This window comes from Leucobacter chromiireducens (assembly GCF_003917135.1).
GTDB classification, from domain to species: Bacteria; Actinomycetota; Actinomycetes; order Actinomycetales; family Microbacteriaceae; genus Leucobacter; species Leucobacter chromiireducens_A.
The window spans coordinates 24223-36292 of the sequence record NZ_RPDI01000030.1 but is presented as its reverse complement, the minus strand read 5'-3'; the positions used below and the strand labels follow the sequence as shown (position 1 = coordinate 36292).

General features: G+C 71.2%; 10 protein-coding genes. 2 read left to right on the top strand and 8 right to left on the bottom strand.

All coding sequences use genetic code 11. The features are described 5' to 3' along the window. Window positions 1-219: 219 nt before the first annotated feature. The 3 genes from EGM46_RS12425 to EGM46_RS12415 form a co-directional block, all read right to left on the bottom strand. Window positions 220-1218 carry an NAD(P)-dependent oxidoreductase gene (locus EGM46_RS12425; RefSeq protein ID WP_125100461.1) on the bottom strand — a complete coding sequence of 333 codons (999 nt, stop codon included), beginning with the start codon at window positions 1216-1218 and terminating at the stop codon, window positions 220-222. After that, on the bottom strand, window positions 1215-2918 hold the full coding sequence (locus tag EGM46_RS12420) for a thiamine pyrophosphate-binding protein (RefSeq protein WP_125100460.1): 1704 nt from the start codon (window positions 2916-2918) through the stop codon (window positions 1215-1217). Before EGM46_RS12420 ends, EGM46_RS12425 begins: the two co-directional genes overlap by 4 nt. A 120-nt stretch (window positions 2919-3038) precedes the next feature. Further along, on the bottom strand, window positions 3039-4544 hold the full coding sequence (locus tag EGM46_RS12415) for a sodium:solute symporter (RefSeq protein WP_125100459.1): 1506 nt from the start codon (window positions 4542-4544) through the stop codon (window positions 3039-3041). 204 nt (window positions 4545-4748) lie between these two features. On the opposite strand from EGM46_RS12415, the gene EGM46_RS12410 reads away from it, so the two are divergent. Continuing rightward, complete coding sequence (locus EGM46_RS12410; RefSeq protein ID WP_125100458.1) at window positions 4749-6416, top strand: PucR family transcriptional regulator; 1668 nt, start codon at window positions 4749-4751, stop codon at window positions 6414-6416. Window positions 6417-6642: 226 nt separating this feature from the next. Here EGM46_RS12410 and EGM46_RS12405 read toward each other — a convergent pair whose 3' ends face one another. After that, window positions 6643-7272: a cyclase family protein gene (locus tag EGM46_RS12405; RefSeq protein WP_125100457.1), complete on the bottom strand. Its 630-nt coding sequence runs from the start codon at window positions 7270-7272 to the stop codon at window positions 6643-6645. Window positions 7273-7444: 172 nt separating this feature from the next. After that, on the bottom strand, window positions 7445-8392 hold the full coding sequence (speB, locus tag EGM46_RS12400) for an agmatinase (RefSeq protein WP_125100456.1): 948 nt from the start codon (window positions 8390-8392) through the stop codon (window positions 7445-7447). A 135-nt stretch (window positions 8393-8527) separates the two neighbouring features. Here speB and EGM46_RS12395 point away from each other — a divergent pair, with 135 nt between their 5' ends. Next, window positions 8528-9121: a helix-turn-helix domain-containing protein gene (locus tag EGM46_RS12395; protein ID WP_125100455.1), complete on the top strand. Its 594-nt coding sequence runs from the start codon at window positions 8528-8530 to the stop codon at window positions 9119-9121. A 27-nt stretch (window positions 9122-9148) separates the two neighbouring features. Here EGM46_RS12395 and EGM46_RS12390 read toward each other — a convergent pair whose 3' ends face one another. Genes EGM46_RS12390 through EGM46_RS12380 form a run of 3 tightly spaced genes read right to left on the bottom strand, consistent with a single transcriptional unit; the run spans window position 9149 to window position 11957 of the window. Further along, window positions 9149-10264, bottom strand: coding sequence for an alcohol dehydrogenase catalytic domain-containing protein (locus tag EGM46_RS12390; protein WP_125100454.1), 1116 nt, complete (start codon window positions 10262-10264; stop codon window positions 9149-9151). Window positions 10265-10266: 2 nt separating this feature from the next. After that, window positions 10267-11778: a purine-cytosine permease family protein gene (locus EGM46_RS12385; protein ID WP_125100453.1), complete on the bottom strand. Its 1512-nt coding sequence runs from the start codon at window positions 11776-11778 to the stop codon at window positions 10267-10269. Further along, entirely contained in the window at window positions 11775-11957 is a 183-nt protein-coding gene (locus tag EGM46_RS12380) for a hypothetical protein (RefSeq protein ID WP_125100452.1), read from the bottom strand. The genes EGM46_RS12385 and EGM46_RS12380 overlap by 4 nt, the downstream gene beginning before the upstream one ends. Window positions 11958-12070 lie beyond the last annotated feature (113 nt).

Below are 12070 nucleotides of genomic sequence, written 5' to 3'. Positions count from 1 at the left end.
GCTGCGTTGCGCTGACAAAGGAATAGATTACGCAGATTCCCCCACTCCCGCAAACCATCACCCGTTCCCGGGCGTGTCTCCGCATGAATCCGCGGTTCTCGTCGCGCGGCCCCTTCCCGGCCCCGCAACTGGGGCCGCGCACGCGCACGCTCGACGCCCTGGAAACGCGAACGGGCCCGATCCCCACCGGAGTGGGGATCGGGCCCGGGACGACACGGATCAGCGCGAGACCGGCAGCAGCGGGGCGCGCTCGGCTCCGCGCACCGCGGCGCGCTCGAGTCTGCCGGCACGCAGCCAGGCCAGAACGTTGCGTGCTGGGTCGAGCGTGTAGTGCTCGAGCGACCCGGCGGACAGGAACGCCACGTGCGGCGTGACGAGCACGCGCGGGTCGCCGCGATACGGGTCATCCGCGGCGGGCGGCTCCCCGAGCAGCACATCGAGCCCGGCGCCGCGCAGCGCGCCATCATCCAGCGCCGCGCGCAGCGCGTCGGGATCGACGAGTTCTCCGCGTGACACGTTGATGAGCGTGGCCCCGGCTCGCATCGCCGCGAACGCCGCCGCGTCGATCGTGCCAGCGGTCTCCGGCGTGAGCGGGAGGTGGAGCGAGAGGAGGTCTGACTCCGCGAGGAGCGTGTCCCGATCCACGAGCTCCACCCCGTGCGCGGGCGCCGTGACGAAAGGATCGTGCGCGATCACGCGGCCGAACACCGGCGCGGCGATCTGCGCGAGCCGCTGCGCGATTCGGCCGAAGCCGAACAGTCCGAGCGTCAGCGTGCTCAGGCGACGCGGCACCGCCGTGACGTTCTCGGTCCAGCCGCCCGCGGCGGTGACCGCGAGGCTGCCGCGGAGTTCCCGCTCACTCGCGAGCGCGAGGGTGAGGGCGTGCGCGGCCACCTCCTCGGTGGCGGCATCTGTGAGGTTCACGATCCAGATCCCGCGTGCCTCGGCGGCGGCGCGGTCGATCATGTCGAAGCCGGCGCTCATCGTCGCGATGCACGCGACGTTCGGCAGCCGGTCGAGCAGCGCCGCGTCGATCCTGGCATAGCCGACGACGAGCGCGACCGCCGCCTCGGCCCCCGCGGGGAGGTCCTGCCGCTCCCCCGCGCGCGACGGCAGCGCCGCGAGCACGGTGTCGCAGCCCGCGGCCTCGAGCAGGGCTCTCCCTGGCGCCGGATCCAGGTCGGTCTGGTCCGTGAAGAGGACGAGCGGCCGGCTCACGCTGCGTCTCCGCTCAGGCGGTCGAGGTGGGTGGGCGCGAACAGTTCGAGCAGCGCCGAGAGCACGATGACACGGGGCTTGCCGGCCTCGAGCGCGCGGGCCACCGCGGCGGGGGCACCCTCAAGCGTCGTCTCCTCGGCCGCGATCCCGAACGACTCTGCGAGCCTGGCGTAGTTCGGGCGGGCGAGCTCAGTCGCGGTGGCCGCACCGAACGCCCCTTCCATGTACTCGCGGAGCACGCCGTAGCCGCCGTCGTCTACGATCAGCCACACGACCGGGAGATCGTGCTGCGCGGCGACCGCGAGCTCGGCGATGCCGTACAGCGCGCCGCCGTCGCCGGAGACCGCGAGCACGGCCCCGTTCTCCCCCTGCACGCGGCGGCCGAACGCCGCGCCGAGCGCCGCGGGGAAGCCGTAGCCGAGCCCGCCGGCGCCCTGCGCCGAGGCGAACTCCACGCCGCGCGCGTCCCAGGCGGACCAGGCCCAGTAGGCGAGGATCGTCATGTCCCAGTACACGCGCGTGTCCGCGGGCACCGCGTCGCGCAGCCCGCGCACGAGCGCGAGTTCCGCCTCGCGGCCCTGCCCTTCGACGCGCTCGCGCACCGTCGAGAGCAGCTGCGCGATCTGCGCCGTCGCGTCAGCCCGACGGGCCTCGGTCGAGCTCCTGCCGAGGCCGGCAACCGCCGCGTCGAGCCCGGCGAGCGCGAGCTTCGCGTCGGCGTGGATCCCGATCCCCGGGTGGTTCGAGCCGATCTTGCCGAGATCGGCCTCGATCTGGATCACGCGGCCGTGCGGCCGGAAGGTGTGGTAGTTGCTGGAGAGCTCGCCCACGCCGCTGCCCACGATGAGCAGCACATCGGCGTCCTCGAGGAACTCGGTCGTAGCGATGTCCTCGATCCAGCCCTGCGCGGAGAGCGGGTGCGTCCACGGCAGCGCCGTCTTGCCGCTGAACGTGGTGACCACCGGGGCATCGAGCCGCTCGGCGAGCGCCGCGAGCTCGGCCTGCGCGCCCGCGCGCACCACGCCGCCGCCCGCGAAGATCACGGGCCGCGTCGCGCCGGCGAGTGCGGCCGCCGCGAAGTCGATCGTCTCTGCGATGGGCGCGAGCGGGGCCGGGGTGGCCGCGAGCGTCGCACCCTGGAGCGCCGGCACGAGCTCGTCGGCCGGGGCGAGCAGGATGTCCTGCGGCACCTCGACGAGCACGGGGCCCTGCGGCGCGGCCGCGGCGATGCGCCAGGCCTCGGCCATCGCGGTGGGGATCTGCGCCATCGTGCGCACCGTGACCACGTGCTTCACCACGCCGCGGAAGGAGTCCGACTGCTGGGGCAGCTCGTGGAGGTAGCCGTGGCGGCCGCCGCCGAGGCCCGCGACCGGGATCTGGGCGCTGAGCGCGAGCACCGGGATCGAGGAGGCCGCGGCCTCCTGCAGCGCGGCGAGCGAGGTGAGCGCGCCCGGCCCGGTCGAGAGCAGCAGGGGCGCCACCTCGCCGGTGACGCGCGCGAGGCCGTCGGCCATGAAGCCGGCGTTGTTCTCGACGCGGGCGGAGAGATAGGCGAGGTCGGAGCGGCGCAGCGCGTCGAAGAGGCCGAGCGCGTGCTGGCCGGGCAGGCCGACGACGCCGCGTGCGCCGAGGGCGACGAGCGTCTCGAGGACGACGTCGCCGCCGATCCGGCGTCCGGTGTCAGGGGTGTGCGTGGTCATGATTCCTCCTACGAAGAAGTGGGACGTGACAGGCACTCGGGGCGGATACGGATCCGGCACCGCGGGCGTGCCCTCCGCGGTGCCGGATCGCGCGGCCGGAGCCGCGCAGGCGTGAACAGGCTAGCGCTGCACCTCGTCGTACACGACGTCGTTGACGGCGGTGCGATCGTCGAGGCTGAGGCGGTGGGTCCACTCGTCGAGGATCGGCGCGGGGGTCGGCTTCGTGAGGAGGCTGACCACCACGTAGGTGACGAGGCTCGCGAGCAGGCTGAAGTAGATCGGCTCGTTGGCGAGGATCCCCCAGATCGACATCGACACGATCACGACGACAGCGCCGACGAGCATGCTCGCGAGGGCGCCAGCGCGGGTGCCGCGCTTCCAGAACAGGCCGCCGACGATCGCGACGAGCAGGCCGCCGACGAGAATGTCGTACGCGATCGTGAGCGCAGCCACCACGTCGGTGACGAGCGTCGAGATGAACATCGTGACGCCGGCCAGCACGAAGATCGTGACGCGGTAGCCCGTGAGGCTCTCGCCGCCAACGTGGCCATCGTGCACCTCGACCTGCTTCGGCTTCATGCCGAACAGGCTGCGGACCGCCGGGAGCAGGTCGGTCGTGAAGACCGTTGCGGAGGCGATGAGCGCGCCGCTCGCGGTGGACATCATCGCGGAGAGGGCAGCCGCGAGCACGATGCCGCGCACGCCGGGGGGCAGCATCTCCTGCGCCATGAACGCGAAGGCGTCGTTGCGGTTGTCCATCTCGGGGAAGAGGACGCGTGCGGCCATGCCGATGAGTGCGCCGGCGAACGCGTAGAGGAGGCAGTAGACACCCGAGGTGATGCCGCCCCACTTCGCGACGCGGGGGGTGCGTGCGGTGACGACGCGCTGCCAGATGTCCTGGCCGATGAGCAGGCCGAGCGTGTACACGATCACATAGGTGACGATCGTCATGCCGCCGATCGACCACGGCGAGAAGAAGGAGTCGCCGAGGCGCTCGCGGATACCGTCCCAGCCGCCGGCCTCCTCGGAAGCGGAGATGAGGGCGATCGGGAGGAGCAGGAGGAACATGCCGACGGTCTTGATGACGAACTGCACGACATCGGTCATGGTGATCGACCACATGCCGCCCATGATCGAGTAGACGGCAACGATCGAGCCGCCGATGATCACGCCCCAGAGGTTCGAGATCCCGAACAGCACATGGAAGATCGTGGCGTACGCGAGCGTCGAGGTGACCGTGAGCATCAGCGTGTAGAGGAACATCACGATGCCCGAGATGAGCCCGTTCGCGCCGCCGTAGCGGAGGTCGAGCATCTCGGTGACGGTGGTGACCTTCAGCTTCACGATGCGCTTCGCGAGGAACGCGCTGAGCAGGAGAATCCCGAGCCCGATCGCGGTGACCAGCCAGGCGCCGGAGATGCCGTACTCCCAGCCGAGGCCGATGCCGCCGACCGTCGAGGCGCCGCCGAGCACGATGGCCGACATGGCGCCCGAGTACATGAAACCGCCGAGGCGGCGGCCGGCGACGAGGTAGTCGCTCTTCGACTTCGAGCGGCGCATGCCCCAGTAACCGACACCGATGATGCCGATGAGATACGCCGCGATGACGATGTAGTCCAGGACCACAGTGTCCTCCTTGTGGGATTGGGGGATCCGCGCCGACGCCCACGTTCATCGATGCCGAGTGTGTCTTACCTCACGGAAAGCTACTCGGCTTCGCGCGGGCCGGGTTGCGCAAAAGATCCCACTTTGTTAGATGCGTGGGATAATTCATCCCGGAGATAGGGATCGCGCCCGAGCTCATCCGCCCCGATCCGCAAGGAGCACGCCATGCAACCGGTCACCCAGGTGCGGGATCGCGCCACCGTTCCTCTCGCAACGCTGCTCGACGAGCCGGCGTTCGGGGCCGCGCTCCTCTCCCCCGCGCCGGCCGAGCTCGCGGCGGATCCCGAACTCCGCGCGCGCGTCCGCGCCACCCCGGTCGCCTCCTCGATCGTCATCGAACTCGACGACCCCGGCGCGTACATGCTGCCTGGCGATCTGCTGCTCATCACCGGGCTTGCGATCACCGGGGATCCCGTACGCGACGCCGCATACGCCGCGCGCCTCCACGCGGCCGGGGTGTCCGCGCTCGTCTTCGGCATTGAGCCGGTGCACGCCGAGGTGCCCGCCGGGCTCGTCGCGGCGTGCCAGGCACTCGGCTTCCCCCTCGTCGCGCTCCCCGAGCACGTGTACTTCGCGGCCGTGACGAGCGCACTCAACCGCGCGCTCGAAACCGAGCGAACGCGCGCCCTCGAGGCGATGAACACGCTGGCGCGACGGCTCACCGAGGCCTCGCTGCAGCACCGCCCAGCGCAGCGGCTCGTTGAGGAGCTCGCCCAGCAGGGCACCGGCTGGGCCGTGCTGCACATCGAGGACGAGACCTACCGGAGCGGCGAGCTGCCCGCTGGCCTGCCGCTCGAATCGACGATCGCCGAGTTGCGCGAGCGGTTGGCCGCTCAGCCGCGGGCGCGCGGCGCGCAACCGACGGTGTTCACGACGGTCACGGCTGGCGCGGGGGCGGACGCCGGCACCGAGTACGAGGTGGCCGCGCATGAGGCCGGTCCGCGGCGTGCACGCTCGCGGGTCTCGGGCGACAGCGCGATTCTGCTGCTCGGGCGCGCGCCCCGGCTGACGCGCACCGACCTCACTGCGCTGCAGCTCGCCGCAAACCTCGTCGGGCTCGTGCTGCAGCTCCCCGCGGCGCAGTCGATGGCGGTCGACCAGCTCCTCATGCACCTCATGACCGACTCCCCCGCCACCACGATCCCCGGCGCTGAGCGGGATCGCTTTGCCCGGCTCCTCTCGAACTCGTTCGGCGGCAGCGCGCGGCGCGCACACGCGGTGATCGCGATTCGGGATCCCGGCCGGGCGCTCGGCAACGACCCCGTGCCTGGCGATGGGACGGTTGCCTCCGATGCGGCCTGGCTGCGACGCCTGCTGCACACCCCGTTTGTCGAGCACCGGGCGAGGCGGCTCCGCGCGTTCGTTGGCGCCCCGCCGACGCCTGGCGAACTGGAGCGGGCCCGGGAGCTCGGGTGGCTGCTCGCGGTGAGCGCCGCACACGACTTCGGCGATCTCCCCGCAGCGATGCGCGAGGCCGAGGAGCACGCGCGCGCGGCGCGGCACCTGCGCCAGCACATTGACGGCGCGGCGGAGCCCGCATCGGGCATGTGGCCGCTCGGCGCGGCGGCCGACCCCGCCGTGGCGCGCGCGGCTGCGGCGCAGTGGCTCGCGCCGCTGCTCGGCCCGGCGCACGCGGAGCCGCGGCGGGCGCTCCGCTCGTGGCTGCGCCACCACGGGGCGTGGGATCGCACCGCCCGCGACCTCGAGCTGCACCGCAACACGGTGCGGCGGCTCATCGCGGAGGCGCAGTCGCTGCTCGGCCGCGACCTGGAGGATCCGCTTGAGCGCGCCCGCGTGCTGCTCGCGCTGACCGCGCTCGACGCGGACGAGTAGGCCGGGCCTACCTCACGCGGCCTCACCCCACGTCACACGGCCCTACCCCACTTCACAAGACCCCACCCCACTTCACACGGAGAAATCTGGGATCTCGGAGCCTCTCGGTCGAGAGACTCCGAGATCCCAGATTTCTCCTGCGGGGTTGCGGGGTTTCGGGGTTTCGGGGTTGCAGGGTGCAGGGTTGCGGGACCGCGGGGCGGGCAGCCTGGAGCGTGCGGAGTGACTAGCCCACGCGCGCCACGGCGCGCACCGGCGAGCCGTCGATTCCGGCCAGGCGCAGCGGCAGGATGGCCAGCTCGAACGCCTCGGGCACACGGCCGAGGCCGGTCAGGTTCTCCACGATCACCCCATCGTTGCCCAGCCAGAAGTCGTGCACCGGCATTCCGCCGCCGCCCACCGTGGCATCCGGGCTCAGCGTGTCGACGGCGAGCACCCGCGCGCCCCTCGCCCACAGCGCAGCCGCGAGCTCGAGCGCGAGCGCCGGGTGCTGTTCGGCCCGCGGGGTCCCGAAGTGCGCGTCCCAGCCGGTCGCCACGCACACGATCCCCGGCAGCGCTGCGGGGAGGTCGAGCTCAGCGATCCCGATCGAGCCGCCCGCGGATGGGGCTGACACGCGCAGCAGGCGCGCCGGCCCCCAGAGGCGTTCGAGCGGGATCTGGTCAACCGTTCGCCCACCGGGGACCGCGTGCGCCGGCGCGTCCAGGTGCGTGCCGGCGTGCGAGCCGAGCTCCAGCCGCTCGACGGCCACGCCGTCCGCCGCGATCGTGAGCTCCGGCGCGAAGCTCACCTCGGGGTCGCCGGGGTAGACCGGCATGCCCGTCTCAAGTGGGTGACTGAGGTCGACATAACGCACACCGCCACCGTACCTCCCACGCCAAGCGATTCGGCGAAAGCAAGTGCCTGAGTGCGAAACGGGCTGGGTTCTGCCGAATCGCTTGGGGGCGGCTGCGCGCACACGAAGGCCCGGGCTCCGCGGGGAACGGGGGCCCGGGCCTTCGCCAGGGGTGGGGACGCGGCGACGGGGATTAGTCGCGCGCGGCCATCGCGCTGACGAGCTCGTACACGACGTGGCTCGCCGCGACCGCGGTGATCTGCGCGTGGTCGTACGCGGGGGCGACCTCGACGACGTCGGCGCCGACGATCTGCAGGTCAGCGAGCCCGCGGATGAGGCGGAGCATCTCGCGGCTCGTGAGGCCGCCGGCCTCGGGGGTGCCGGTTCCTGGCGCGTGCGCGGGATCCAGCACATCGATGTCGATCGAGATGTAGAGCGGCTTGTCGCCGACGCGTGCGCGGATCTTCTCGAGCGCTGCGGGGATCCCGTGCTCCTCGATGAACTCGCTCGTGACGATCTGGAAGCCGAGCATCGCGTCGTCCTCGAGATCCTGCTTGCCGTAGAGCGGGCCGCGGGTGCCGCCGTGCATCGAGGCGGTCAGGTCGATGAGCCCCTCCTCCGACGCGCGGCGGAAGGGGGTGCCGTGCGTGGTCGGCGCGCCGAAGTACGTGTCCCAGGTGTCGAGGTGCGCGTCGAAGTGCAGCACCGCGACGGGGCCGTGCTTCTTGTTGATGGCGCGCAGCAGCGGGAGCGCGATCGTGTGGTCGCCGCCGACGGTGACGATCTTGTCGACCTTCTCGCCGAGCTCGGTCGCCGCGGCCTCAACCTGCGCGACTGCCTCGTCGAGGTTGAAGGGGTTCGCCACGATGTCGCCGGCGTCGACGACCTGCTTGACGTTGAACGGGGAGACGTCCTGCGCGGGGTTGTACGGGCGCAGCAGGCGCGAGGCCTCGCGGACGTGCGATGGGCCGAAGCGCGCGCCGGGGCGGAAGCTCACGCCGGTGTCGAAGGGCACGCCAACGACGGCGATGTCGGCCGAGGGCACGTCCTCGATGCGCGGCAGCTTGGCGAAGGTGGCGATCCCGGCGTAGCGCGGGGTGAGGCTGGCGTCAACCGGTCCCTGCGGGGTGTGATCCGTCACTGATGCACGTCCTTTCAGATTTGCTCCCAAAAGTTGCATGAGAGTAAACATATGAGTTCTATTGGTGAACTTGCCTTCACTATAGGCTGGAAGTCGCGGTCCGGTCAATGCGGGCCAGAGGAACGAGGAGCGCGCGTGCGAGCGATTCATCTCAGTGCCGGCGACGACCCCGTGCGGATCGGGGCAAAACTTCGCTCATCGCGCGTCGCGCAGGGGCTCACGCTCGAGCAGCTCGCGCAGGCGTCAGGTCTCACGAAGGGCTTCATCAGCCGCATCGAACGCGACGACACGATGCCCAGCGTGCCCGCGCTCGTGCAGATCTGCCACGCGCTCTCGCTGCCGATCGGGACCCTGTTCGAGGAGCCCGACGTGCAGCACGTCGCACTCGCGGCGGCGCCGCGCATCAACATGGGCGGGATCGGTACCGAGGAGCGCCTCGTGACGCCGCGCTCGGAGGAGCGCGTACAGCTGCTGCGCTCGAGCGTCGCGCCGCACGGCTCAGGCGGCGACGACCTCTACACGGTCAGCTGCGCGGTCGAGTCGCTGCACCTCATCTCCGGATCGGTCGAGGTGCAGTTCACCGGCCGCGTGGCCGAGCTCTCCCCCGGCGACACGCTGACCTTCCCCGGGCTGACCCCGCACACCTGGCGCGCGGGCGCCGAGGGCGCCGAGCTGCTCTGGGTGCTCGTGCCTGCGGCGTGGAGCGGATCGAACTCGCCGCGATCCTGATCGAATCGCGGCGAGTGCGCTGGGCGCTCAGTCCTCAAACACGATCACCGTGCGCGTGCGCTCCCCGCGCCGCATCGCGTCGAACGCTTCATTCACCTCGTCGAGCGTGCCGCGCGCGCTGATCAGCTCGTCGAGCGCGAGCTCGCCGGCCAGGTACGCGGCTGCCACGCGCGGGAAGTCGCGCGCCGGCACGAGCCCGCCGTAATTCGAGCCGATCAGCGTCTTCCCGTCGTACGCCAGCTGCAGGCCGTCAATGCGGAGTTCCTGTCCCTCGGGCGGGAGCCCGACGAACACCGCCCGCCCGCCCGGGCGGATGAGGCCGGGCAACTGCTCCATCGTGGCGACGCGGCCGATCGCCTCGAACGCCACATCAGCGCCGCCAGCGGTCAGCTCGGCGACGCGATCGGCGAGGCCTTCGCCCCCGATCAGACCGTGCGTTGCGCCGGCGGATCGCGCCTCGGCGAGCTTCGCCTCCGACACGTCGACGGCGATGATCGGGTGCGCCCCGGCGAGCCGGAGGGCCGCGATGATCGACATGCCGACGCCGCCAGCGCCGATCACGACCGCGGACTCGCCGGCGACGACGCGCGCGTTGTTGACGACGGCGCCGTACCCCGTGCCCACCGAGCAGCCGATGAGGCTCGCGACATCGAAGGGCACCCGCTCGTCCACCTTGATCGCCGCGAAGTCGGGCACCACGATGCGCTCGCTGAGCGCGCCGACCGCGAGATACGGCCAGGCAGGATCCCCAGCTGCGGTGCGCCACCGCGTCGTCCCGTCTGGCAGCTGCGAGTCGTTCGAGCGCACGCGCGTGCACGCCCACGGCTTCCCGCCCGTGCACTCCGCGCAGCGCTGGCAGGCCTGATGCCACGCGATGATCACGTGATCGCCGACCGCGAGCTCGCGCACGCCAGCGCCGATCGCCTCCACCACGCCTGCGGCCTCGTGCCCCATGACCGCGGGGAGCGGCACCTGCCACTCGCCATCGATCACGTGGCGGTCGGAGCCGCAGACGCCGGCGGCGCGCACGCGGACGCGCACCTCGCCGTGGCTCGGGGCGTCGAGCCGCAGCGTCTCGACCGCGAGCCGGTCGCCGTCGTCCCCCCGGTAGACGGCGGCGCGCACCGTGAGCGATTCGGTCATTGCTACTTCCTTCCAGCTGCCGCGAAGAGATCGGACCCGCCGTACGCGCCGCGGCCGCGTCGCACATACAGGAGGGTGTTCAGGACGAGGTAGCTCAGCATCGCGATCGCCACCGCGGGGAGCGTCGCGGTCGCAAACCGGAAGACCCCCTGCGTCTCGAGCGTGATCGGGTTGTACACCCAGAGGTAGAACGCGGAGGAGAGCGCGACAGCGAGGAGCGCCGCGATGTTCACCCCGCCCGTGAACCGCAGCGGGTCGCTCGCACCGCTCGCGTAGAGGGCGCGGAGCGGGACGATCTGCCGCCGCAGAATGAAGTAGTCGGCGATGATGACCCCGCAGAGCGCCGCGATAAACGCGCCGCTGATCACCACGAACGTCATGAACTGCTCATACATGAAGCCGGGGAAGAAGCTCAGGATCGCCGGGAGCGCGAGGAACGCCGCGGCAAGCACGGGCCAGCGCAGGCGCGACAGCGCGCGGCCGCTCGACTGCTTCACGGCGAGCACGGTCGAGTACGCGATCGAGGCCATGCTGGTCACGTTGGCGAACCCGACGAAGAGCAGCGTGAGCACGCCGAGGACCGGGCCGCCGAGGGGCACCATCCACGCGGTCGGGTCGGCCTGCCCGAAGAGCAGCCCTGCGGCCATGCCGACGATCTGGGCGACCACCGTGCCAATGAAGATGCCGCCGTACGCCGGCCAGAGCGCGGCCCGCGGGCCGCGGGTGAGGCGCGCGAGCGTGCCCATCACCGGCCACCAGGAGAGCCCGGCACCGAGGTTGAACTCGACCGCCATCATGAAGTTCAGCTGCTCGTCCGGGAACGGCGCGATCGGCTCGGCGGCGAGGAGCTCGCCCCAGCTGTAGTTCGACATCAGCAGGATCATCATGAGCGCGACCACGACGAGCAGTCCGGGGGCCACGAAGCGGTTGAGCTTACTGATGGTCACAGGGCCGCGCGACAGGATCAGCCAGCCGATGAAGATCGCGGCGAGCGCGAATACCGTCACGAGCGGGCCGAACTGATCGAAGTCGGTGCCGAACGCCTGGTTCGAAATCTCACTAAATGCGCGTCCGAACATCACGCCGAGGAGCGATGTCCACCCCATCTCGGTGAGCAACACCACGACGAAGACGACGATGCCGACACCGACGATCCCGAACACCGACTTCAGCGCGCGATACTGCTCGATCCCCAACCGCTGGCTCAGGACGACGCTGCCGAGCGCCATAATCGCGAGGCCAATGCTGTTGCCGATCAGCATCGCGGCGATCCCGTCGGTGAAGCCGACGAGCAGCACCGTCGAGCCGCCCGTGAGGAACGCCCAGGTGGCGATCGCGAGGCTGAGGGTCACCCAGCTGAAGTCGCCGCCGCTCCAGCTCCGCTCGCGCTTCAGCAGCGGCAGGGAGCCGTACGTCGCTTCCTTCGCGACCTCAGCGTCGGCGGAGTGTCCGGCGGTGGGGTGGGAGGCGCGCTCGGCGGCGCGGCCGGTCCCGCGGCCTGGTGCGCCGCTCACAGCGCGGTGCCCATCACCGAGAGTGCGACGATCCCCGCGGCGACGCCGAGAAAGAGCGCCAGGCTCTTCCCGCTCAGCGCGGCGTGCACGGGATCCGCGGTTTCCTCGGTCTCGATGGCGACGAGGCGTCGCTCCAGCTCGCGCTCCAGCTCGTGGTCGAGCTGCGATGTTGCAGACATGTGGGTCTGACCTCCTTGTAAGTCCCCGAATCACGGCGGTGTAATGGGTCATCAGCCTAGGCACCGCGCGGCGGCCGAAGCAAACGCCCGAACAGGATGTCAAGCGAGATTCT